This is a genomic window from Streptomyces sp. NPDC107562, from assembly GCF_055657325.1.
The window spans coordinates 252,130-274,868 of record NZ_JBVKBE010000001.1 but is presented as its reverse complement, the minus strand read 5'-3'; the positions used below and the strand labels follow the sequence as shown (position 1 = coordinate 274,868).

The 22,739-nt window shown below is 74.0% G+C and carries 22 protein-coding genes; 7 read left to right on the top strand and 15 right to left on the bottom strand.

Features of this window, described 5'->3' with window-relative positions:
* Window positions 1-5 precede the first annotated feature (5 nt).
* Window positions 6-989 carry an ATP-grasp ribosomal peptide maturase gene (gene tgmB, locus ACZ7LV_RS01315; RefSeq protein ID WP_471934734.1) on the top strand — a complete coding sequence of 328 codons (984 nt, stop codon included), beginning with the start codon at window positions 6-8 and terminating at the stop codon, window positions 987-989.
* Between the two features lie 21 nt (window positions 990-1,010).
* Here the strand turns inward: tgmB and ACZ7LV_RS01310 are convergent, their stop codons facing one another.
* Window positions 1,011-1,253 carry a DUF5133 domain-containing protein gene (locus tag ACZ7LV_RS01310; RefSeq protein WP_471934733.1) on the bottom strand — a complete coding sequence of 81 codons (243 nt, stop codon included), beginning with the start codon at window positions 1,251-1,253 and terminating at the stop codon, window positions 1,011-1,013.
* 189 nt (window positions 1,254-1,442) lie between these two features.
* Entirely contained in the window at window positions 1,443-1,982 is a 540-nt protein-coding gene (locus tag ACZ7LV_RS01305) for a hypothetical protein (protein WP_471934732.1), read from the bottom strand.
* Window positions 1,983-2,191: 209 nt separating this feature from the next.
* Between ACZ7LV_RS01305 and ACZ7LV_RS01300 the strand changes: the two genes are divergently transcribed.
* Both ACZ7LV_RS01300 and ACZ7LV_RS01295 read left to right on the top strand, forming a co-directional pair.
* A complete protein-coding gene (locus ACZ7LV_RS01300) occupies window positions 2,192-2,422 on the top strand; it encodes a DUF397 domain-containing protein (protein ID WP_471934731.1) in 231 nt (76 codons plus the stop codon).
* A gap of 73 nt (window positions 2,423-2,495) precedes the next feature.
* Window positions 2,496-3,416, top strand: coding sequence for a helix-turn-helix domain-containing protein (locus ACZ7LV_RS01295; protein ID WP_471934730.1), 921 nt, complete (start codon window positions 2,496-2,498; stop codon window positions 3,414-3,416).
* Window positions 3,417-3,472: 56 nt separating this feature from the next.
* Here the strand turns inward: ACZ7LV_RS01295 and ACZ7LV_RS01290 are convergent, their stop codons facing one another.
* The 10 genes from ACZ7LV_RS01290 to bdeA form a co-directional block, all read right to left on the bottom strand.
* Window positions 3,473-4,297, bottom strand: coding sequence for an SAM-dependent methyltransferase (locus ACZ7LV_RS01290; protein WP_471936036.1), 825 nt, complete (start codon window positions 4,295-4,297; stop codon window positions 3,473-3,475).
* A 147-nt stretch (window positions 4,298-4,444) separates the two neighbouring features.
* Complete coding sequence (locus ACZ7LV_RS01285) at window positions 4,445-5,302, bottom strand: aldo/keto reductase (RefSeq protein WP_471934729.1); 858 nt, start codon at window positions 5,300-5,302, stop codon at window positions 4,445-4,447.
* A 224-nt stretch (window positions 5,303-5,526) separates the two neighbouring features.
* The gene (locus ACZ7LV_RS01280; protein ID WP_471934728.1) at window positions 5,527-6,795 is read right to left on the bottom strand and encodes an ABC transporter substrate-binding protein; all 1,269 of its coding nucleotides are present in this window, start codon (window positions 6,793-6,795) and stop codon (window positions 5,527-5,529) included.
* Window positions 6,792-7,886 (bottom strand): branched-chain amino acid ABC transporter permease, encoded by a 1,095-nt coding sequence (locus ACZ7LV_RS01275; protein WP_471934727.1) that lies wholly within the window; start codon window positions 7,884-7,886, stop codon window positions 6,792-6,794. The genes ACZ7LV_RS01280 and ACZ7LV_RS01275 overlap by 4 nt, the downstream gene beginning before the upstream one ends.
* Window positions 7,879-8,775 carry a branched-chain amino acid ABC transporter permease gene (locus ACZ7LV_RS01270; protein WP_401667128.1) on the bottom strand — a complete coding sequence of 299 codons (897 nt, stop codon included), beginning with the start codon at window positions 8,773-8,775 and terminating at the stop codon, window positions 7,879-7,881. Before ACZ7LV_RS01270 ends, ACZ7LV_RS01275 begins: the two co-directional genes overlap by 8 nt.
* Window positions 8,772-9,572 carry an ABC transporter ATP-binding protein gene (locus ACZ7LV_RS01265; RefSeq protein WP_471934726.1) on the bottom strand — a complete coding sequence of 267 codons (801 nt, stop codon included), beginning with the start codon at window positions 9,570-9,572 and terminating at the stop codon, window positions 8,772-8,774. Before ACZ7LV_RS01265 ends, ACZ7LV_RS01270 begins: the two co-directional genes overlap by 4 nt.
* Window positions 9,569-10,351, bottom strand: coding sequence for an ABC transporter ATP-binding protein (locus tag ACZ7LV_RS01260; RefSeq protein ID WP_471934725.1), 783 nt, complete (start codon window positions 10,349-10,351; stop codon window positions 9,569-9,571). Before ACZ7LV_RS01260 ends, ACZ7LV_RS01265 begins: the two co-directional genes overlap by 4 nt.
* A gap of 490 nt (window positions 10,352-10,841) precedes the next feature.
* A complete protein-coding gene (locus ACZ7LV_RS01255; protein WP_471934724.1) occupies window positions 10,842-12,101 on the bottom strand; it encodes an RsbRD N-terminal domain-containing protein in 1,260 nt (419 codons plus the stop codon).
* Window positions 12,102-12,241: 140 nt separating this feature from the next.
* Window positions 12,242-15,178: a helix-turn-helix transcriptional regulator gene (locus tag ACZ7LV_RS01250; protein ID WP_471934723.1), complete on the bottom strand. Its 2,937-nt coding sequence runs from the start codon at window positions 15,176-15,178 to the stop codon at window positions 12,242-12,244.
* Window positions 15,179-15,355: 177 nt separating this feature from the next.
* Window positions 15,356-16,306, bottom strand: coding sequence for a bis(hydroxyethyl) terephthalate hydrolase (bdeA, locus tag ACZ7LV_RS01245; protein ID WP_471934722.1), 951 nt, complete (start codon window positions 16,304-16,306; stop codon window positions 15,356-15,358).
* 832 nt (window positions 16,307-17,138) lie between these two features.
* Here bdeA and ACZ7LV_RS01240 point away from each other — a divergent pair.
* Window positions 17,139-18,029 carry a Gfo/Idh/MocA family protein gene (locus ACZ7LV_RS01240; RefSeq protein ID WP_471934721.1) on the top strand — a complete coding sequence of 297 codons (891 nt, stop codon included), beginning with the start codon at window positions 17,139-17,141 and terminating at the stop codon, window positions 18,027-18,029.
* A gap of 122 nt (window positions 18,030-18,151) precedes the next feature.
* Here the strand turns inward: ACZ7LV_RS01240 and ACZ7LV_RS01235 are convergent, their stop codons facing one another.
* Complete coding sequence (locus tag ACZ7LV_RS01235) at window positions 18,152-18,424, bottom strand: GlsB/YeaQ/YmgE family stress response membrane protein (protein ID WP_393108430.1); 273 nt, start codon at window positions 18,422-18,424, stop codon at window positions 18,152-18,154.
* Window positions 18,425-18,518: 94 nt separating this feature from the next.
* Window positions 18,519-18,833 carry a hypothetical protein gene (locus ACZ7LV_RS01230; RefSeq protein ID WP_471936034.1) on the bottom strand — a complete coding sequence of 105 codons (315 nt, stop codon included), beginning with the start codon at window positions 18,831-18,833 and terminating at the stop codon, window positions 18,519-18,521.
* 112 nt (window positions 18,834-18,945) lie between these two features.
* On the opposite strand from ACZ7LV_RS01230, the gene ACZ7LV_RS01225 reads away from it, so the two are divergent.
* The 3 genes from ACZ7LV_RS01225 (at window position 18,946) to sthA (ending at window position 21,864) form a co-directional block, all read left to right on the top strand.
* On the top strand, window positions 18,946-20,055 hold the full coding sequence (locus ACZ7LV_RS01225) for a PP2C family protein-serine/threonine phosphatase (protein WP_471934720.1): 1,110 nt from the start codon (window positions 18,946-18,948) through the stop codon (window positions 20,053-20,055).
* 132 nt (window positions 20,056-20,187) lie between these two features.
* Window positions 20,188-20,394, top strand: coding sequence for a hypothetical protein (locus ACZ7LV_RS01220; protein WP_365447749.1), 207 nt, complete (start codon window positions 20,188-20,190; stop codon window positions 20,392-20,394).
* Between the two features lie 66 nt (window positions 20,395-20,460).
* Window positions 20,461-21,864 (top strand): Si-specific NAD(P)(+) transhydrogenase, encoded by a 1,404-nt coding sequence (gene sthA, locus ACZ7LV_RS01215; protein ID WP_471934719.1) that lies wholly within the window; start codon window positions 20,461-20,463, stop codon window positions 21,862-21,864.
* 21 nt (window positions 21,865-21,885) lie between these two features.
* Here the strand turns inward: sthA and ACZ7LV_RS01210 are convergent, their stop codons facing one another.
* Window positions 21,886-22,380: a DUF5709 domain-containing protein gene (locus ACZ7LV_RS01210; protein WP_471934718.1), complete on the bottom strand. Its 495-nt coding sequence runs from the start codon at window positions 22,378-22,380 to the stop codon at window positions 21,886-21,888.
* Window positions 22,381-22,739 lie beyond the last annotated feature (359 nt).

Sequence of the window (22,739 nt, the reverse complement as noted above, 5' to 3'; positions counted from 1 at the left end):
CGACGATGACCGTACTGATCCTGACGAACGACGAGGACGTCACGGCGGACATGGTGGTGGTCCACCTGAACGCGTCCGGGGTTCCGGTGGTCCGCCTCGATCCCGCCGATCTGATCGCAGGTGCCGCCCTGTCGGGCGAGTACGTGCACGGCACGTTCCGCGGACACCTGTGGTCCGGGGGCCGGCTGGTGAGCATGGACGGACTGCGCTCCGTGTGGGTACGCAGGCCGGGTGCTCCGGCCTCGCGGGTGGCCGAGCCGTCCGCGTGGCTGACGGAGGAGTCCTCGCAAGCGCTGTACGGCATGCTGCGCAGTTCCGGCACGCGCTGGATGAACCACCCGGACGCGGCCCGCCGGGCCCGGCACAAGCCCTGGCAGCTGCGGCTCGCGCAGCGTTGCGGACTACCCGTGCCGGCGACGCTGATCACGTCGTTCCCGCAGGCCGCGCGGGACTTCGCCGCGCGCTTTCCCGACCTGGTCGTCAAACCCGTCTCGGGCGCGCATCCGCAGGAGCCGCCGAGGGCGGTGCCGACCAGCCGGGTCGCGCCGGACGCCGACTTCGCCGCCGTCGCGTTCGGCCCGACGCTGCTGCAGCGGCGGATCGCGAAGCGGGCGGACATCCGTCTCACCGTCGTCGGGGACCGGATGCTGGGTGCCCGACGGCCGACCGCGCCCGACGCCGACCCGGACGAGGTGGACGTGCGTTTCGCCATGGACCGCACGCCGTGGGAGGGCACCGAGGTGCCGGCGCGGGTCGCCGAGGGCGTGCGGGCGTATCTGCGGGACGCGGAACTTGCCTACGGGGCCTTCGACTTCGCCGAGGACGGGGACGGGACGTGGTGGTTCCTGGAGTGCAACCAGTCCGGTCAGTTCGGCTTCGTCGAGGCCGACACGGGCCTGCCGATCGCCCGGAGCATCGCCGAGTGGCTGGCGAGACCCGCCGCCGAGGAGCGGCGGCGGGCCGATGGCACCACCACGAAAGTGCTCTGACGGCGTCGCGCCGCCCGTGCGTCAGACCGCCAGCGAGAGGCCGTTCTCACCCTCCGGGTCGGTGGGGCGACCCTCGGTGAGCAGGGCGTCCGCCTTGGCGATCGCGTCATGGATGCTCGTCGTGCCCATCATCACGCACAGCGTGTAGGTGACGTCCTCCAACTCCCGTGCGGCCGTCGACGTCTCACTCTCCGCCTGGGCGATGCGCAGCGATGCGTACCTGGTCAGCAGCTTCCTGACGACCTTCGGGTCCGGAACAAGCACGGGGCGCCCCTCTCTCGACTTTTGCGCACCGTATGCCCGGAGGGGGCCGGACCATTCGCCTCTCCTGGCTCCGGACACCCATTTGACGCAATACCGTTGCCTACCCGGACAGCCCACCCGTCCACGCGGAGGCCGCCTCGTCCGGGGACGAGCGCCTGCGGGCGGCAGGAGCGCGAGACCTCGCCGGGGCTACTGGCCGAGGGCGCGGGCGAGTTCGGTGGAGGCGCCGACGACCTCCGCGTCGTCCTCGGCCATCAGCTGCCCGAGGACGCCCCGGCGGGCGTGGACGGCGTGCCGGGCGGCGCGCTCCCACACCACGTGGTTCTCCTGGTGGTTGAGGAGCTTGGGGTAGGCCGTGGCCGTGTGCTCCCACTGCCGGGCGTCGGCGATGTTCTTCAGGAGCTGGATGATCCGGGGCCGGCAGGTCACCTCGGGCAGCTGGGCGAGCTCCCACAGGAAGGGCACAGTCGCGGCCGTGGCCTGTTCCACCACGAAACCGTACTGGCAGATACGATCCCGCAGTTCGTCCAGCGCGCGGCCCGCGGAGCCCGGACCGCCCCACGCGATGGTGTTGAGCAGCAGCGGGATCGCGGCCGCGGATCCCGTGGAGTCGCGGATGTCCCGCCAGGGCACCTCGCCCAGCGCCCGAAGCGGCGTCGCTGCGCCGCTCGGCCGCGTCTCGCGGTCGGTGCGCTCGTGGCTCTGTTGTCCCGTCGAAGCGGTGCGCATGGCGTGGGGCCTTTCCGCAGCGGTCATGTCGGACGGGGAGACAGGCCTGCCGACCTGCTCTTTTCCCTGAGGCAGCGTCATGATCCGGCGCCCTCCGGCGGGTTGACGCCACGGCTATTATCCACGCTGTCAGCCCCCGCGTGCAATTGCACGAGAAATTGCGCGAGAATCGGGTAGGCACACAGCACCGTGAACCGAGGGAGGCCGTGATGTCGGTGATGCCGAACGGAGTACGGGCGAGCGCGCTGGACGCCCGCTGGACCAAGAGCCGGCACAGCAACGCCGAGGGCAACTGCGTCGAGGTGGCAGCGCTCACGGACGGCGGCGTCGCGCTGCGCAACTCACGTGATCCCGACGGGCCGGCGCTCGTGTACACGGCGGCCGAGCTGGCGGCTTTCCTGGCCGGCGCCAAGGACGGTGAGTTCGACCACCTGGTGTGAGCGCTCCGCCTGCTGCGGATCGGCGAAGTGCGGTAGCGTGAGGGATACTTCTGCCGGTCCGCAGGGAGCCACGATGTCCGCCGAGTCACAGCGCATCTCTCGTCTCCGACCCTATCTCGACCGTGCGGAGCCCGCTCCGACTCTGTTGAAGATGCTGGTCGGCGTGCAGTTGGCGGGCTTCCGTGAGGACGCCGGACTCGCCCAGGACCAGGCCGCGCGCGCCCTCGGGTTCAGCCCGGCGAAGCTGTCGCGGATCGAGTCCGGCAAGGGCCGCAAGCCTCCGACCGAGCCCGATGTCCTGGCCCTGCTGACGCTGTACGGCGCCGACGCGTACGAGTCGTCGGTCCTTCTCCAGCTGCTGCGCCGCGCCGGGGAGCCGGGGTGGTGGCAGCGGTACGACAAGCGGCTGATGCCCGAGTGGTTCGACCGGCTGGTGGGCCTGCAGGAGGCGGCCGCCTCGATCCGTACGTTCGAGATCCAGTACGTGCCGGGACTGCTGCAGACCCCGGACTACGCCCGGGCGGTGGTGGAGCGCGGTCTTCCGGTCGCGTCGCCGCACGAGGTACGGCGTCGGGTGGAACTGCGCGCCCGGCGGGCGGAGTTGCTGACCCGGCCCGACGCGCCCCAGCTGTGGGCGATCATCGACGAGTCGGTGCTGCTCCGCGTGCTCGGCGGCCGGGCGGTGATGCGCGACCAGCTCGCGCACCTGGTCCACATGGCCCAGCAGCCGCATGTGACCGTGCAGATCGTTCCGCTGGACGTGACCAAGGCGTCGGCGCCGTCCATCCCGATCACCTATCTCCGCTTCGACGGCCTCGACCTGCCGGACGTCGTCTACCTGGAGCACATCCGCAGCGCGAACTTCCTGGAGGACCGGGACGAGACGGAGGAGTACCGCGTCGCCCTGGACCGGCTGGCCGACGAGGCACTCACCCCGCGAGAGTCGACGGCGCTGCTCCAGGAGACGATGGAGCAACGCTACCCGCGGGACTGACCGGGGCCTGCCGCACGGCGGACGCCGCTTGCGCGACCGCCTGCGCGACAGGCGATTCAGGCGCCGGGGATCCGGGCGACGCCGCCGAACTCGATCCACTCGTGGGTGAGCTGACGCGGCGTCACGTCGGTGTCCGGGCGCCAGGTGGAGACCTCCACCAGGCCCGGGTCGAGGATCTCCAGTCCCTCGAAGAGCGCCGCGACGTCCTTCTCCTCGCGGACCCGGCCCCAGTGCCCCTGCGTCGCCTGGTCCATGAATTCGGTGACGAACCGGCGCACCTCGGGGTCCTCGCTGACCAGCTGGCACATCAGGACGAAGCTGCCGGGGGCGAGCCGCTCGATCACGCGCCGGGCCACGGCCTGCGGGCCGTCGGTGTCGCTGTCCGGGATGCAGTGGAAGACCGAGTTGAACAGCACGGCGGCCGGCTGGGAGAAGTCGATCAGGCGCTGGGTGTCCGGGTGCGAGAAGATCGCGTCCGTTTCGCGCATGTCGGCGTGGATCACGCACGTGCGCTCGTCCTGCTCCAGCAGCGCGCGGCCGTGCACCAGCACCATCGGGTCGTTGTCCACGTAGACGACATGTGCCGTGGGGTCGTACTGCTGGGCGACCTGGTGCACGTTGTCCTGGGTGGGCAGACCGGAGCCGTGGTCCAGGAACTGGCGGATGCCGTGCTCGGCCGCGAGCGTGCGGACCACGCGCTGCAGGAAACGGCGGTTGTTGACGGCGAGCCGGCGGGTGCTGGGGACGACCTTGTCGAGTTCTTCGCAGGCTGCCCGGTCCGCGGCGTAGTTGTCCTTGCCGCCGAGGTAGTAGTCGTACATCCGGGCGGCCGTCGGGACGCCGGCGTCGATCTCCTTGGACAGCGGCTTGTCGGTGTGCATCGAGCCCCCTGCTCTCGCGCCGAGCGTCAACTCGGCTGGCATGACAGGGAGTACATCCTAGGGACGTGGTGACGTCCCGTGCCAGCCCAAGTACGAAACAGGGACCCGCTGCGGGCGCGGACCCGGAACCGGTCCGCGCCCGTGCCCTCAGGCGGCGTCGAGCTCGGCGAGTTCCGCGGCGGTCAGGACGAGGTCGGGGGCGGCGGCGGAGTCGCGGGCCGTCTCCGGGCGGCTGGCACCCGGGATGGGGACCACCACGGGTGACTTGGCGAGCATCCAGGCCAGGCAGACGCGCTGCGGGCTCACGCCGTGCGCGTCGGCGATCCGGGCGAACGCGGCGTGCGCGGAGCCCAGTTCACCGGCCCGGGAGATGCCGCCGAGGGGGCTCCAGGGCAGGAAGGCGATGCCGAGTTCGTCGCACAGGCGCAGTTCGGGCTCACTGGAGCGGAACGCCGGGGAGAACTGGTTCTGCACGGAGACCAGGCGGCCGTCGAGGACGTCCTGGGCCAGCTTGATCTGGTCCGGGTTCGCGTTGGAGATGCCCGCCATCCGGATCTTGCCCTCGTCCAGCAGGTCACGGATCGCGCCGACGGACTCCTCGTACGGCACCCGGGGGTCGGGGCGGTGGAACTGGTAGAGCCCGATGGCCTCCACGCCGAGCCGGCGCAGCGAGGCCTCGCAGGCCGCCTTGAGGTGGGCCGGGCTGCCGTCGACGCTCCAGCTGCCGTCGCCGGGGCGCAGATGGCCGCCCTTGGTGGCGACCAGGACCTCGGCGCCCCGGTCGTGGGCGGCGAGGGCCTTGGCGATCAGGGTCTCGTTGTGGCCCACCTCGTCGGCGTGCAGGTGGTAGGCGTCGGCGGTGTCGATCAGCGTGACGCCCGCGTCCAGGGCGGCGTGCACGGCGGCGAGGGAGCGTGCCTCGTCGGGCCGCCCCTCGATCGACATGGGCATCGCGCCCAGACCGATCGCACTGACCTCCACGTCACCGATGCGGCGAGTCTGCATGAGTTCGTACCTCTTTCGGCTGTCGCGCGGTACCAGGGTCCGGGCCGTCGCTCGGACGCCGGACCTCGACCAGCCTGGCTGGCCGCGACGCGCGAGGTCCAATAGAGGAAAGTGCACGGATTCAGTGCCGGTGGTGCTGAATGGGCGGCTTCCGGTGCGGCCGACGTGTGCCGGCCGGCCCGCGACGGTGCCGCGGGCCGGCCGGGTGCGGGACGGTGTCCGGGTCAGCCGCCGAGGGAGGCCACGTACTCCTCGACGCCCGGTGCCTGGTGGGCCTCCTCCGCGATCACCAGGGCGCCCAGGGCCTTGGCGTCGGGACGCAGGACGTAGGTCTCCAGACTGGCCGGGGCGTTGACGTCGGAGAAGTCCTGCGGGGTGCCGAGGCCCGTGTCGGCGTTCTTCTGCGAGCGGTGCGCCTTGACCACGTCCTCGCGGGCGAGGCTGCCCGCCTCGCAGGCCTTCTTCAGGTCGGCGCCCATGAGCTGGGCCGCGTTGTAGCCGGACAGGACACCGGAGTCGACCAGGGCGCCCGGGTACTTCTTCTGGTAGGCGGCGACCATCGTCTTGACGCCGGGCAGGTCCGCGCTGACGGCGGGGGCGGCGCTGACCACGTGCAGCATGGCCTCCAGCGCCTTGGCGGCGGGGGTCTTCATCAGCTGGGGCGCGAAGCCCGGCGCGCTGCTGACGATCGGCACCTGCAGACCGCGGGAGGCGGCCACACCGGCCAGCGAGGCGGTCTGCGCGGGACCGGCGCTGACCAGGACGGCCTTCACGCCCGCCGCCCGCAGCGCCGACACCTGTGCCGTGAGGTCCGTGTCCGTGGCCTTGATCTTCTGTCCGGTCACCGTGAGGCCGGCGCGCTCGGCGGCCCAGGTGGAGCCCTCCAGCGCGTTGGCGCCGTAGTCGCCCTCGAAGTACACGTGGCCGATCTTGTCGCCCTTCTTCAGGCCCTTGGTGCGGGTCAGGAAGTCCACGGCGGCGATCATGTCGACGTCGTACGTGGTACCGAGGACCTGGACGGAGTCCTTGCCGAGCAGGGAGGCAGCCCAGGCCTGCGGGAAGGTCAGCATGTGATCCCGCTCGATGTCGTCGATCAGTGCCGCGACCACCGGCGATCCGATCACCTGGGGCAACGCCACGACGTCCGCGGAGATGTCGGCGTACGCGGTGACCGCCTTCTGCACGTCGTAGCCGTGGTCCTCGACCACGATCTCGACCTTCCGGCCGCAGATCCCGCCGTCGGCGTTGGTCTCGTCGGCCCACATCTGCTGCGCCTGCACGATGCTCTTGCCGAGGGTGGCGTAGGGGCCGGTCAGGTCGGTCAGGGCGCCCAGTCTGACGGTCTTGTCGGTGACTCCCGGCCCGGACTTGACGCCGTCGGCGCCGTTGCCGGCGTCGCCGCCGTCCGCCTTGGAGCTGCATCCCGTCGTGGCGAGCAGCAGCGCCGACAGGGCCGAGGCGAGGAGGATCCTGGTGGGGTGGGTGACGTTCACGGGGTGTGCTCCTTGGCTCGTACGGCGGTTGCGGGTGGGGCGAGGGCGGGACGGCGGCGCAGGCGGACGCGCAGGCGTGCGGCCAGGCCGCGCAGGCCGTCGGGGGCGTACAGCAGGACCAGCACGATCGCCGCGCCGTAGAGGTAGCGGGCGGCCTCGGTCGGGCCCACCGCTCCCCCGTCGGAGCCGGGCACGGCGACCAGCGGGAGGTGGTCGGCGTAACGGGTCATCAGCAGCGGCAGGGCGGTGACGAAGACGGCGCCCGCGGTGGCGCCGGCGACCGAGCCCAGGCCGCCGATGACGATCATGGCGAGGTAGTCGACCGAGAGGGCGAGCCCGAAGTAGTCGGGCACGATACGGCGGAAGCCGAGGGCGAGCAGCGCCCCGGCCAGACCCGCGTACATCGAGGAGACGACGAACGCCGCCGAGCGGTGGCGGGCGACGTCGACGCCCATCACCGCGGCCGCGGTCTCGCTGTCGCGCAGGGCGACCAGCGCGCGCCCCGGGCGGCCCCGGAGCATGCCGCGGGCGGTGAACCAGGTGAGCGCGAACAGCGCGAGGCCCAGGTACCAGAGCCGTTCCTCGGCGCCGAACGGCACCCCCATCAGCACCACGTCGGGGTCGCCGTCCGCGAAGGTGAACCCGCCGAGGCTGAGCGGCGGCACGGACCGGCCGTTGAATCCGCCGGTCACGGAGTCCGCGGTGAGCAGGACGTGGTGACCGAGGAAGACGAGGGCGAGGGTGGCGACACCGAGGTAGATGCCGCGCACCCGGCCGGCGACGGGACTGAACAGGCCGCCGGCGGCGCCCGCCAGCAGCACCGCGAGCACCAGGGCGAGCGCGGAGGGCAGACCGGGTCCCGGCTCGCCGGCGAGCCAGGCGTAGCCGTACGCGCCGACCGCCAGGAAGAACGCGTGGCCCAGCGACAGCTGGCCCGCGGTGCCGGCGAGGAGGTTGAGCCCGACGGCGCCGATCGCCGCGGCCATGGCGAACAGACCGATGCGCAGCCAGAACGCGTCCAGGTAGAAGGGCAGCGCGCACAGCACGAGCACGGGCAGCGCGAGCCTGCCCCACTTCACGAGGTCAGACACGGACCGCTCCCTTCGCGCCGAACAGGCCCGTGGGGCGCACCAGCAGCACCAGGACCATCACGGCGTACGGGGCGACGTCCGCGAACCCCTCGCCCAGCACGTGCAGATCGGACTGGTATCCGGCGACGAGCGCCTCGGTCAGGCCGATGAGCAGGCTGCCCGCCAGAGCGCCCGGCGGTGAGGCCATGCCGCCGAGAACCGCGGCCGGGAACGCCTTGAGGGCGATCTGGCCGGTGGTGCGCTCCAGGCCGGGCGCCGGGAACGCGGCGAGGAACAGCGCCGCCAGCGCGGCCAGGCCGCCCGCCAGACACCAGGCGATCATGCGTACCCGGGTGAGCCGTACGCCCATCAGTGAGGCCGCTTCGACGTCCTCGGCCGCCGCGCGCAGCGACAGCCCCCAGGAGGTGTACCGGAAGAGCGCGAAGACCGCCCCGATGACGACCGCGGAGACGACGATCGCGGCGAGCCGGCTGTCGGCGACGGTCACCGGACCGAAGGCGCGCACCGAGTCGCCCCAGGGGTCGCCGAGGGTGAGCAGGTCGCCGCCGATGCGCCGCGCGAGGTCGGTGAGCAGGACGATGTCGACGCCGATGGTGGCGATGGTCGCCACGTGCGCGGCCCGTGGGTCCTGGCCGATGCGCTGGAGCAGCAGCCGGTCCACGGCTCCGGCGACGGCCGCCGTGGCGAGGACCGCGAGCGCGAGGGCTCCGGCGAAGCCGAGGTCGTCGTGGAGCACGGCGGTGAGGTAGCCGCCGAGCAGCAGCAGCGAGCCGTGGGCGAAGTTGAGCACGCCCGAGGCCTTGAAGATGATGACGAAGCCCAGGGCGACCAGGGCGTAGACCGAGCCGAGGGCGAGGCCGCCGAGGACGTGGTCGAGCAGTCCGGTCATGCGGCTCCCTCCTCGGGGTTCCCGGTGCCGAGGTAGGCGCGCAGCACCTCGGGATCGCGCTGGACCTGCTCGGGGCTGCCGTGGGCGATGCGGCGGCCGAAGTCGAGGACGGTGACCTCGTCGGCGAGCCGCATGACCAGGCCCATGTCGTGCTCCACGAGCAGTACGGAGAGCCCGAGATGGGCGCGGACGTCGCGGACGACCTCGGCGGTGCGGACCCGTTCGGCGGCGTTCATGCCGGCCACCGGCTCGTCGAGCAGGAGCACCCGTGGTTCCAGGCAGAGGGCGCGGGCGAACTCGACGCGTTTGCGGTCGCCGTAGGACAGGGCCGCGACGGGGGTGTCGAAGTGCGCGCCCACTCCCACGAGTTCGGCGATCTCCCGCGCCCGGGCGCGGTGTTCGCGCTGTTCGCGTACGGCGGTGGGCAGGCGCAGCGCGCTGGCGGCGAAGCCGGCCCGGGACAGGGCGTGCCGGCCGAGCAGCAGGTTGTCGGCGACCGTGCCCTCGGTGGTGACGATGTTCTGGAAGGTGCGGGCGACGCCGAGCGCGGCGATGCGGTGCGGGGCGAGCCGGGTGAGTTCGGTGCCGCCGAACCGGACGGTGCCGGTGGCGGGGCGGCACAGGCCCGACAGGACGTTGAAACAGGTGGACTTGCCCGCCCCGTTGGGGCCGATGAGGGCGTGCACCGTTCCCGGGGCGACGGTGAGGGAGAGGCCGTCGAGGGCGGTGAGCCCGGCGAACCGGACGGTGACGTCCTCGACTTCGAGGGCCGGCGGCGGGTCGGTGCGGGCGCTCACGCGGCCCCCTGCTCGTCGGCGGACTCGCCGAGGTAGAGGCGGCGCACGGCGTCCGTCCGCGCGAGTTCCGCGGCCGGGCCGGACAGGCGTACCTCGCCGACCTCCAGGACGTGGGCGTGGTCCGCGAGCGACAGCGCCATGCCGGCGTTCTGCTCGACCAGCAGGACGGCGGTGCCCTGGGCGTTGATCTCGCGGATCACCTCGGCGATCCGCTCCACCATGCGCGGGGCGAGGCCCAGGGACGGCTCGTCGAGCAGGAGCAGGCGCGGGGCGGCCATCAGGGCGCGGCCGATGGCCAGCATCTGCTGTTCCCCTCCGGACAGCAGACCGGCGGCCTGGCCGGTGCGTTCGGCGAGCAGGGGGAAGAGCGCGAACACGCGGTCGCGGGCCTCCCGGACCAGCGCCGGGCTGCGCCGGCCGAGGCCGAGGCCGCCCGCGCGCAGGTTCTCGTCGACGGTGAGCCCGGCGAACACCCGCCTTCCCTCGGGTACTTGGACGACTCCGGCGCGGACCGCCGCGACCGGGTCCTGGCCGTCGAGCGTGGTGTCGCCGTAGCGGACACGGCCCGCGGTGACCGCGCCGCGGTGCAGGCGCAGGGTTCCCGACACCGCGCGCAGCAGCGTCGACTTGCCCGCGCCGTTGGCGCCGAGCAGGGCGACGACCGCGCCGGGCGGGACCGTCAGGGAGACCTGGCGGAGGGCGGACAGGGCGCGGCCGTACTGGACGTCGAGTTCCTCGACGCGCAGGGCGGCGCGCTCGTCCGGTGGTGCTTCGGGCATCACGACTCCTCGGATCCGTGCCGTCCGGCACGGGCTTCGGGGGGAAGGGGTGCTCACGACAGCACGCGCGGCGAACACCGGTACAGGCCTTCACGCGCGGTCGTGGCGGGGTCCCAAGCGCACGGTGACGGCATTGTGCGGATGCCCAGGGGCGGCGCCCACCGCCAGGGGGCGCCGCCCCGGTCGCAGGGGGCGTGCACGGGCCTGAGGGGGGCGCTCGGGCCGAAGGGGGCGCGTTCCGGCCGAGGGGGACGGAGGTGGGCCAAAGGGGGCGTGTTCGGGCCGAAGGGGCGTGCTCGGGCCGAACGGGACGGGGGGCGAGCCGAAGGGGGACAGTGGTCGGGCCGAAGGGGGCGGGGGTCGGGCCGAAAGGGGCGCGCTCGGGCCGAAAGGGACGGGGGTCGGGCCGAAAGGGACGGGGGTCGGGCCGAAGGGGGCGTGCTTGGGCCGAGGGGACGGGGGGCGGGGTCGGGCCGGTCCCAGGGGGCGTTCAGGGGTGCAGGAGGCGGTGGGCGGTCAGGGCGAGGCTGATCTCGACCAGGTCGCAGGGGCGGGACAGGGAGCGGCCCGTCAGTTGCTCGAAGCGGCGGATGCGGTTCAGGACGGTGTTGCGGTGGCAGTACAGCCGGCGCCCGGCCCGCTGGGCCGATCCGTCGCAGTCAAGCCAAGCGGTCAGGGTGTCCAGCAACACCTCGCGGTCGGCGGGCTCCAGGCGCGACAGCGGGCCGAGGACCTGGTCGGCGAGGGCGGTGCCGAGTTCGGGGCCGGAGATGACGAGGGCCGCGGGCAGGTGTGCGGCCAGCCGGACCGTGCCGCCCTCCTCGGGGCAGATCCGCAGCGCGGTGTCGGCCTGGCGGCGGGCGCTGCCGACCGCGGCCAGTCCCTCGACGGCGCCGCCGACGCCGATGCGCACACCGGCGTGCTGCGGGGCGGGTTCCGGAAGTTCCCCTTCCGTCAGCGCGACTATGCCGTAGTCCACCTCGACGCCCGTGTGCCAGTGCACCCGCACACCCCCGGAGGCCACCGCGGACCGGGCACCGGCGCATTCCTCGGCGGTGCCGCCGGTGACGGCGACGACGACGTACCGGCCCTGCTCGGGGAGTTCCAGGGCGCTCGCGGCCTCGGGCAGATCGGCGATGCGGGCGGCGCCGTCGAGCAGCGCCGCGGTCAGCAGCCGCACCCGGTTCTCGCGCCGCCACGTCAGTTGCCGTTCGGTCTGCCGGTAGGCGTCGGCCACGAGGGTGCAGTGCTCGTCGACGAAGTTCCACATGTCGGACGCCACGTGCACGAGCAGCCGTACGTCCTCGGGCGCCGTGCGCGAGGTCTCCTCGACCAGACTCTGCCAGACCAGGGAGCCGCCGAGCCGGAACGCGTGCAGCAACGCGTCGAGCGGCAGCCCCTGTTCGGCGCGCGTGGCACCGATCCGCCAGGTGCAGCGGCGGGCCGCGTCGCGGGTGCCACGCGGGTCGAGCAGCGAGGTCACGCTGTGCCGCAGCGAGCGCTGGGCCTCCTGCCAGGTCGTGCCGGGGTCGTTCTCCATCGCGGTCCGGTAGGCCGGTTCCTGGTCCTGCAGGAGGGCGACGAGCCGGTCGGTCAGCTCGGGCAGCTCGGCCAGCAGGACGCGGGCCGCGCGGTGCAGGACACGCAGGGCGTCGGCGTCGATCAGCGACCGGCCGGGCCGCGTCCGCGGCTGCGGAACGGCTCCCGGAGCGGTACGGAACGCCGTTCGTGGCCGAAGGGCTTGCTGCATCGCGATTCCCCCCAGGGTGTGGGCCGACGGCGCACACGCCCGGAACCGCCCGCCGGTCCCCCTTCGGCCGGGCGGTCCGCGCGCCGGTCCGGCGGCTGACTCGTGCTGCCCCGAAGAATGACATACCGCCCGGTCGGTCCCTAGAGGCGTGCACCGGACTTCTCGGCCTGTTCGACGATGCGGGCCAACTCCACCCGGGAGCGCACGCCGAGCGCGGCGTAGACGTTGCGCAGGTGGTAGTCGACGGTGCGGGTGCTCACCGACAGGCTGCGGGCCACCTCCCGGTTGGTGGCGCCGTCGGCCACGCGTCGCGCGATCCGCCACTGCTGCGGCGTCAGCCGGGCCAGCGCCCCGTCCCCCTGCCCGGGTCCCCGCCCGCTGGGCGCGGCCCCGTTCGCCCGCAGCTCGCCGCGCGCCTGCCGCGCCCAGACCCCGGCGCCGCAGCGCTCGAAGCCCACGAGCGCCGCCCCGAGCCGGTCGCGCGCCTCGCGCAGCCGGCGCCTGCGGCGCAGCCATTTCCCGTACGCCAGCTCGGTCCTGGCCCGTTCGAAGTCGCCGGCCGTGGCGTCGTGCAGCTCCAGCGCGCGCAGGTAGAGCCCGTCGGCGCGCTCCGGCCCGGCCAGCAGGGCCCGGCAGCGCAGCAGTTGGGCCGGGGCGTGCGGGTCGGCGTCGAGACCGGCCCAGACCTCCAGGTCCGTGACGAGCGGCCGCGCGTCCTGCGGGCGTCCGGCGAGCACGGTGGCCTCCACGTAGCAGGGCACCGCGAGCATCCATACCGCGAAGTGACCGCGCCGGGGCCCGGGGCGCACCAGCGGCCCGAGCCGGTCGGCGGCGTCCAGCGGGCGTCCGCGCCCCAGGTCGGCACGGGCCGCGGCCCAGTGCGCGAGGGTGGCGGCCTGGGCCAGGCCGTGCCGGCGGGCGGTCGCGAGCGCGGCCGACACATGCCCGGCCACCACGTCCGGCTCCCCCTCGATCGACGCGGCCAGGGCGAGTACGGCGTGGTGGTGGGCGGCCGTGTTGCGCTGCCCGGCCCGCTCGGCCGCCCGCAGGCCCTCCTCCGCGTGCGTCCGGGCCTGGGCGTGCCATCCGGCGCGGAGCTCGGCGTAGGCGAGGTACTCCAGGGCGCGGGGTTCGAGCGCGCCGGATCCGCGGTTCCGCGCCGCCGCGAGGGCCCGGGTGCCGGCCCGTACGGCGGACGCCGGATCACCCAGCAGCAGGGCGGCGGCCACGGACCTGAGCAGGGTGTCGGGCCGATCGCCGGTGAGGGCGTGGCGGACCACCCGCCGCAGGTGCGGCTCCGCCGTGTCGAACCGGCCTTCGAGTACGGCACGCATACCGAGGCGGTAGTCCCGCGACAGGCCGTGGGGGTCCCGTCGGGTGTCCGGGGTCCCAACGTCAGTAGTCCTGGTGTCGGTGGCCTCGGTGTCCGTGGCCTCGGTGTCGGTGGCCTCGGTGTCGGTGGCCTCGGCGTGCGTGGCCCCGGCGTGCGTGGCCCCGGCGTGCGTGGTCCCGGCGTGCGTGGTCCCGGCGTCCATGGCCTCGGTGTCCGTGGCCTCGGTGTCCGTGGTCCCGGTGTGCGTGATCTCCTGGTCCAGCGCTTCGTGACACTCCGTCAAGCGGCCTGCCGCCCATGCCGCGTCGACGGCCGCGAGCGCGGCGGCGGCCGACCGGGCGGGCGCGGTCGGGGCCAGCAGCCGGGCGGCGGAGAGCAGGGAGGCGTGGGCGTCGGCGACCGGTCCGTCGTACCGCTCCGCCATCCCCCGGACGAACTCGGCACGCCCGCGTAAGTACGGCGGGACCGTCTCCCCCGGTGGCCCGGGGAGCAGCCGCAGCGCGTGCCGCAAGTCCCCTGCGAGCAGGGCCTGTTCGGCCGCGTCCGTACGGCGGTCCGCCCTGAGGGTGCCCCGACCGGTCAGCTCGGCGGCGCGGGCGTGGGCGACGGCCCGCAGCCGTGGCGGAGCCGGGGCGGTCGCGGCGGCGTCCGACAGTTCCCCGGCGAGGAGGGGTTCGGGTCCGTCGGCGGCCCAGGCCCGGTGCAGCAGCGCGAGCAGGCGGTGCCCGGCGGCCTCGTGGGCGCCGGCGAGGGCGCGGTGCGCGGCGCGGCGGCGGCCGGGAGCGGCGGCGGCGTGCACGGCCCGGCGGACCAGGCCGGAGTGGAAGCGGAACCGTCCGTCGGTCAGCGCCAGGGCCTCGGGGAAGGGATCCGGGCCGAGGGCGCGGCCGTTCAGGGCGCGGCGGACGAGGCCGGCGTCGACGTCCTCCGCATCCGGTGCGCGCAGCGCGGCGGCGATCGTCAACAGCAGGTCGTCGACGTCCGGCCATGCCGTCCCACCCGGGCACTCCCCCGCCACGCCGGTGAGCGCTGCGGCGTCGGCCAGCGGCCGGGCGGGAACGCGTTCGCCGGAGAGTTCGGCGGGCGAGAGACGGCGCAGCAACGCCAGCAGCAGGGCGGGGTTGCCGCCCGCCTCCTCCAAGAGGTCGGCCCGGAGCGCGGGCGGGACCGTCCCGCCCGTGGCCTCGTCGAGGAGGGCGTCGGCCTCCGCCGTGCCGAGCGGGTGCAGACGCAGGACGGGCAGGCCGGCGAACTCGCGCGCGAGCGGGCCGCGGGCGGTCAGCAACAGGCCGACGCGGCCCGCCGTGTCCAGGCGGTGGGCCGCGAGGCCCAGCGCGGCGCGCGAGGCGGGATCCCAGAGGTGCACGTCGTCGACGCAGACGAGGAGGGGCGCGTCGTCGGCTGCCACGCGCAGGGCCTCCAGCAGGTCGTCCGCCGCCGTCGCGTCCGCCGCGTCCGCCGTGACCCCTTCGTCCGAGGTGCCCGCGCCGCGCAGCAGGGCGCGCAGGTCGTCGTACGGGCGGCCGGGTGCGCTCGGCCCGGTGCCGAGGTGGAGAGTGGTGCCGGCTCCGAAGGCGCGGGCCGCGTGGTGCAGGAGCGTGGTGCGGCCGAGGCCGGGCTCCCCGGTCACGGCGAGTGCGGCGCCGCCCGACCCGAGCCGGCCCAGCAACTCCTGCACCGCGCGTGGTGGGAGGCGGCGGCCGTACAGCTGTGGGGGTGCCGTCGCGGTCGTCTGTCCGGTCATTCCCGTGACGCTACGGGCGAGTAGCGAGGCCCGGAAGCCGGACGTCCGGGCGCGGCCGGCAGCGTGCGCGGCCCATGACCTGCCTGTTCGCCCGGTGGAGCGGAGCCACGGCGTGTGCCCGCGCCCAGGACGGCATCCGTCCGCCTGGGCGCGGGCACAGCGTGCCGGGCCGGTGGGTCAGGAGGTGTGCGGGCAGTTGCCCCGGTACTCCTCGATGGTCAGGCTCGGCCGGGGCAGCGGGCACAGGAACTGCTCGTAGCGGGTGTCGTTGTCGATGAACCGCTTCAGCCAGGACACGCTGTACTTCGCGATGGTGGTGTTCGACGTGTTCGGCGAGAAGTGGGTGGCGTTGTTCAGCTCCAGGTAGGCGCGGTCCAGTGAGCTGCGCAGGCTGCCGTAGAAGGGCTCGGCGTGGGAGGAGACGGGGGCGATCGAGTCGCCGTCCGCGCCCACGATCAGCGTGGGTGTGGTGAGTTCGGGCCAGCTCTTGTCGAGGTTCCAGGGCGTCAGCGGGATGGCCGCCTGGAGGGCGGGACGCGACTTGGCGGCCTCCAGGCTGCCGCCGCCGCCCATGGAGTGGCCCATCACGCCGAGCCGGGTGCTGTCCACGCGGCTGCGGACCGAGCTGCGCTGGGTGAGGTAGTCCAGTGCGGCGAGCAGCTGGCGGCCCCGGGAGTCCGGCTGGTCGAGCGTGGTGAGGGTGTCGATGGTGAACACCACGAAGCCCTGGGAGGCCAGGCGGGGGCCGAGCCACGAGATGGAGGACTGGGTGCCGGTGTAGCCCGGCGAGACGGCGACGGCGCCGAAGGTGCCGTCCGCGGTGGTGGTCGGGTAGTAGATCGTGCCGCCGCCGAAGCCGGTGACGGCGAGGGAGGAGACGCTGGTGTCGGAGACGGAGTAGGGGCCGCGGGCCGCCTCGATGCTCGCGGTGGTCGGGGCGGGCCCACGCTCGTAGGGGTTGTCGGCCGCGTGGGCGCCGGGGCTCGTGAGGGTGCTGAGCCCGAGGACCGCGGCGATCGCGGCGGCGGCTCCGGCGAACCGGCGCGCACGGCGGCCGGCGCCCGTCCCTGAGGGGGCGGGGACGGTGGTGGTGAGGGTGGCGGGGGTGGTGCGCGGGTGCTGCTGCACGACGAGTCGTCCTCTCGATCGTGGCGAGCCGCCCGCCGGGGGCACGGGGAGCGTCGTGCGCTGCTCCCGGGGCCGCCCGGCGGGGCGCCGCCGACTGACTGGCCGTGCCACTGTCGAGGGGGAGCGAGCCCGCGGGGACCGGCGAAGTCACCAGTCTTGGCGGGCTCCAGGGGAGGGTGGTCGGGGTGGCGTTCGTGGTGCGCGGCGGCGTCACTCGGGACGAGGGGGACGGCGCACGGGTCACGAACCACCGGCGGCGCACGGACCACGGGACGGCGCACGGGTCGCGAACCACGGGCGGCGCACGGCCACGAAGCACCGGCGGCGCACGGGCCACGAACCACGGGCGACGGCGCACGGACCACGGGACGGCGCACGGGCCGCGAACCACCGGCGGCGCACGGGTCACGAACCACCGGCGGCGCACGGACCACGGGACGGCGCACGGACCACGAACCACCGGCGGCGCACGGACCACGAACCACCGGCGGCGCACGGACCGCGGGACGGCGCACGGACCGCGGGAGGACGCCGCGCAGGCCCCCGCCGGCCGCGCCGGCGTCAGGGCAACCTCACAACGGCTCGCGCGCCACCCACCGTTGCCGCCACCACCCCGGCACCGGCGGAACCCCCCTCACCGACCCCCGCGCCGGCGCATCCCCGCACACCCCCCGGCGCCCCGCCGAGCCCTCCCGTGATCCCCCACGCCCCCGCACCCGCCGCCCACGTCAGCGCGCGGTATCCGATTCCGCCGTTCGTGTGACATTCTCAGCCAGGCCGGCAGCATTCGTGCCGGTCCTCGCGAGGTTCTGGACCGTGGGAGAGGCAACGCATGCGTATCGGACTGCTCGGCACCGGCCCCTGGGCGCAGATGGTGCACGCCCCCGTCCTGAGCGAACACGACGAGCTGGACTTCGTCGGGGTGTGGGGGCGCCGCCCGGCCGCCGCCAAGGAGCTCGCGGAACGTCATGGCACGCGCGCCTACGACGACGTGGACACCCTGCTCGGCGAGGTGGACGCGGTGGCCGTCGCGCTGCCCCCGGCCGTGCAGGCGGACCTCGCCGTGCGGGCCGCGCGGGCGGAGCGCCATCTGCTGCTCGACAAGCCGCTCGCCCCGACGGTCGCGGAGGGGCGGGCCGTGGCCGAGGCCGCGCGCCGGTCGGGTGTCGCCTCGGTGGTCTTCTTCACGACCCGCTTCCAGACCGGGCCCGAGGCCTGGATCGCCGAGCAGGCCGCGAGCGACGGCTGGTTCGTGGGCCGTGCCCAGTGGCTGGGCGCGGTGTTCAGCAGCGACGACAGCCCGTTCGCCGCGTCACCGTGGCGGCGCGAGAAGGGCGCCCTGTGGGACGTGGGCCCGCACGCCCTGTCGGTGCTGCTGCCGGTCCTCGGCGACGTGACCGGCGTGCCGGCCGCCGCGCACGGCCCGCAGGACACCGTGCACGCCGTCCTCGACCACGTCACGGGGGCCACCAGCACCCTGACCCTCAGCCTGACGGCACCGCCCGCGGCGGCGGGCACCGCCGTCGAACTGCGGGGCGCGAGCGGGGTGACCTCGCTCCCGGAGAGCTCCGAGGGTGCGCTGCCCGCGTTCTCCCGGGCGGCCGACGCGCTGCTCACCGCGGCCCGCACCGGCCGCCCGCACGCATGCGACGCGGCGTTCGGGCTGCGCGTCACCGAGATCCTGGCGTCGGTGCAGGACGTGCTCGACCGCAGCGGCGACTGAACGGGACGGCGACCGAACGGGCGGCACACGACGGAGCGGGGGGCACGGAACGGACGTCCGTTCCGTGCCCCCGCTCGCCGAGGCTCCTCGGGCCGTGGCCCGCTCCTGTCGCGGTCAGGCCGCTACGCGTGCGAACGCCGCCCGCCGGTGACGGCCCGGTAGAGCACGAGCAGGATGAGCGAGCCGACGATCGCGGCGACCCAGGTCGACAGGTCGAAGAACCCGTCGATCGAGTCGACACCGAAGATGACCTTCCCCAGCCAGCCGCCGAGCAGGCCGCCGGCGACACCGATCAGCATCGTGATGATGATCCCGCCCGGGTCCTTGCCCGGCAGCAGCAGCTTGGCGATTGCGCCGGCCAGAAGCCCGATCAGGATCCAGGCGATGATGCCCACGTGTCCTCCACCCATCCGTAGGAATTGTGTTCCCCTTCCGAATGCGCGGAGATGCCGTTGTCAAACCAGAATCCGGACGACTCCCGCGCGGGTTTCAGCCGTCGATCCAGCGGAACCAGGCCCGGTCCCCCTCGATGTGCAGCAGGAAGTCGGCCACCGGCCCGTCGGGTGAGGACAGCGAAACCCGTCGCCGGATCTCGTCGTACACCGCTTCCCACTCCTTCCAGTGCCCCTCGTCGTCCCGCTGCGCCAGGGCGAGTTCGCGCGCGAACAGGTCCCGCACGGCGGTGAAGGCCGGCCCCGCGACGAACCGCCCCGCGAGCCACGGGAAGTCGGAGTCGTCGACGACGATCTCCCCGACCCGCCCCTCGCCGCTGCTCACCTGCCAGCTCTCGCCCTCGAACCCCACGCCGCCTCCGCCGTCCGTCCGGTTCCGCTCCCCCGCGTCGCCCAGCATGACAGCGGCCACCGACACCCCGGCCCGACGTGCGGCGCCCGGCCCCGCGTAGCAGCGTGGTGGTGTGGACACGGCGCGCGTGAAGTCACCGCTGCGGCGCCCGGACCGGCGCACATGGCTGCGGGGCGCGCCGCCGCCACGCTGGGTGCGGGCGCTGCCGGTCGCGTTGATCGTCGGTGTGACCACGGCGACGGCCCTCAGCCACGATCCGCTCGACATCGGGTTCCTGCTCGGCGCGATCCCGCCGCTGGCGGTCCTGTCGTACGGACCGCTCGGGACGGCGCTGCTGGGCGGGAGCGCGATCGTGCTGCTGAACATCCCGGCGCTCCAGCTGGACCGGCCCGGGGACACCGACCTGTGGACGATCGGATTCGTCGCCCTGCTGAGCGTGTTCGTCTCCTTCGTGCGCAGCCACCGGGACGCCCAGCTCGATCTGGAGCGCACCGTCGCCGAGGCCGCCCAGCGCGCGCTGCTGCCGCCGCTGCCCGAGGTGGTCGGACCGGTGCGGTGCGCGGGCCTGTACCGGGCCGCGCAGCGCGGGACGCTGGTGGGCGGGGACTTCTACGACGTGCGGGACGGGCCGTACGGCGTGCGTGCCGTGCTGGGCGACGTCCAGGGGCACGGTCTGGCGGCGATCGGCACGGTGGCGACGCTGCTGGGTGCCTTCCGGGAGGCCGCGCTCGACCAGCCCGACCTGGAGTCGGTGGCCGGCCGGCTGGACCGCCGGCTGACGCTGGACGTGGCCGAGAAGCGGCACGCCGACCTGTTCGCGACCGCCATGCTGCTGGAGTTCGCCCCCGACGCCGGCTCCGTGCGGGTGGTGTCCTGTGGGCATCCGCCGCCGGTGCTGCTGCGCGCGGGCACGGCGCGGGACGTCGCGGTCGAGGCGTGCACGCCGCTGGGCCTCGGCCTAGGCGGCGCCCTCGCGCAGCGCGGGGGGACCGTCCCGTTGGAGCCGGGCGACCGGCTGGTCCTCGCCTCGGACGGGCTCTTCGAGGCCCGCGACCCGGCCGGCGTGTTCTACCCGCTGACCGAGCGGCTGGCGCTGCTGTACGAGGACGGCCGCCCGGGGCTGCCCGACCGGGTGTGGGACGACCTGCTGCGGCACACCCGGAGCATCCACGACGACGTGACCATCCTCGTCCTCGCCCCCCGCGCGGCCCGCCCGCGCTGACCCCACCGCCGCCGGGCGCCGGGGCGGCGCCCCCTTCCGGATGCAGTGTGTGCTCCGGCGATGAATGGTGTAAGTGGACCCGATGACCTCACCGGGTCCGCGGAAGAGCCCCGGACCGGAGGAGCAGAGATCATGTCGACGCCACAGCCCGACGCGTCCCGGACGTCCGCGGACAGCGTCACCCCGGACGCCCTCCTCCACCCTCGGACCGGCACGGACGTGTCGCCGGAGGACGTGGTGCTTGCCTCGGGCAAGGACCTCACACCGAAGAACCTGGAGTGGGCACGGCGCAAGCTGGCCCAGGAGGGCGACGCGGCGCTCGACAAGCTCCTGCCCTAGCGACGGCCCATTCCGCTGCGGCCCCGCCCTTACGGAGGGGCCCTGTGGGCTGCCACACTTCCGAGGGTGCCCGACTTCGACATGCTCGTCCTCGGATCCGGACCCGGTGGCCAGAAGGCCGCCATCGCCGCGGCCAAGCTGGGCCGCCGGGTCGCCGTCGTCGACCGCCCCGACATGGTCGGCGGGGTCTCCATCCACACCGGCACCATTCCCTCCAAGACCCTGCGTGAGGCGGTGCTCTACCTCACCGGCCTGACCCAGCGCGACCTGTACGGGCAGAGCTACCGACTGAAGGAGGACATCACCGTCGCCGACCTGATCGCGCGCACCCAGCACGTGGTCGGCCGGGAGGTCGACGTCATCCGCAACCAGCTGTCCCGCAACCACGTCGCCCTGTTCGCCGGCACCGGCCGTTTCACCGACCCGCACACCGTGGCCCTGCGGGAGGTCACCGGTCAGGAGCGGCAGCTCACCGCCGAGCACATCGTGATCGCCACCGGCACCCGGCCCGCCCGGCCGGACAGCGTGGCGTTCGACGGCCGCACGATCATGGACTCGGACAACGTCCTCGCCCTCGAACGCGTCCCGCAGTCCATGGTCATCGTCGGGGCGGGGGTGATCGGCATGGAGTACGCGAGCATGTTCGCCGCCCTCGGCAGCAAGGTGACCGTGGTCGAGAGGCGGGCGGCCATGCTCGACATGTGCGACGTCGAGGTCGTCGAGTCCCTCAAGTACCACCTGCGGGACCTGGCGGTGACCTTCCGGTTCGGTGAGACCGTCGCCGCGGTGGAGCGGCATCCCCGGGGCGCCCTCACGGTGCTGGAGAGCGGCAAGAAGATACCCGCGGACGCGGTGATGTACTCGGCGGGCCGACAGGGCCTCACGGACGGCCTCGACCTGGACAAGGCGGGGCTCACCGCCGACGCGCGGGGCCGGATCAAGGTCGACGAGCACTACCGCACCGAGGTGGCGCACATCTACGCCGTGGGCGACGTCATCGGCTACCCGGCGCTCGCGGCCACCTCGATGGAGCAGGGCCGGGCGGCGGCGTACCACGCCTTCGGGGAGCCGGTGGGCCGGATGCACAACCTCCAGCCGATCGGCATCTACACCATCCCGGAGATCAGCTTCGTGGGGCGTACCGAGGACCAGCTCACGGAGGACCGGGTGCCGTTCGAGGTCGGCGTCTCCCGCTACCGCGAGCTGGCCCGGGGGCAGATCATCGGGGACTCGCACGGGGTGCTGAAGTTGCTGGTCTCCCCGGAGGACCGCACGCTGCTCGGCGTGCACTGCTTCGGCACGGGAGCGACCGAGCTGATCCACATCGGGCAGTCCGTGATGGGGTGCGGCGGCACCGTGGACTACCTGGTGGACGCCGTGTTCAACTACCCGACGCTGGCGGAGTCCTACAAGGTGGCCGCCCTCGACGCCACGAACAAGCTCCGGCAGATCGACCGGATCGCGGACTGAAGCGGCGCGGTCGCCGCGCGCTCACCTCCGATCCTCGTCCACCACGTGCACGGCGGCCTCCTCGGCGCCCGCCGCACCCGCGTCGATGCCCATGTCCTCGGCCACCGCCTCCTTCGTCGTGTCCGGGTGCGCCCCCTCGTCGGGGGCCATCAGACGCCCGGCGCGCTCGGTGCCCACCTCCGGGTCGACGGGCTCGCCCGCGCCGTCGGCCAGGTCGCCGATGCCGTCGCCGGCGGGCTCGTCGATGTCCGGCCGCTCCTGGGCGAGGCGCTGGTCGAGGGTCTCCCCGGTGTGCTGCTCGGCGGCCGTGGTGCCGTACTTTGTCACGCCCAGGGGCTTCTCCGGCGGGGAATAGCCCTCGTCCAGGATGTCGTCGTACGTCCGCTCGTCGAGGGCGTCCTGGAGGTCGAGGGGCGCGGCGTCCTGCCGGTCCTCGTCGCTCCCGGTGGGCTGGTGGACGTCGTCGGCCATCGCCTCGCCCGTGTCCGGTCCGGGACCCGTTCCTGCACTGCCCATGGCTGCCTCCTTCTCGTGCCGCGCCGACGCGTCGCTCCCGTCGGCGGTCCCCGTCCGCGTTTCCCGCGGCGCGCGCTCCAATCACGCTTCCTCGGGGCGGACCCCACGGCCGCGCACCGGTTCCGCTTCCCGCGCCGGAAGGTCCCTGACCGGCAGCGGAGTTGGCGCGGTGGGCGTCCGCGGATTTCCGCACAGGGCCGTCGTGCACCGCCGACGCGCGGGGCTATCATCACTCGCACACACGGTGTGACCGTCTGACAACGGGGCGGACCTCACCGCTCACCCTCTCGTTCCTCGCCGCCCCGACCCGAGGTCATCCCTCGTCGGCCGAAGGCGGGTTCACCCCCCACACCACATCG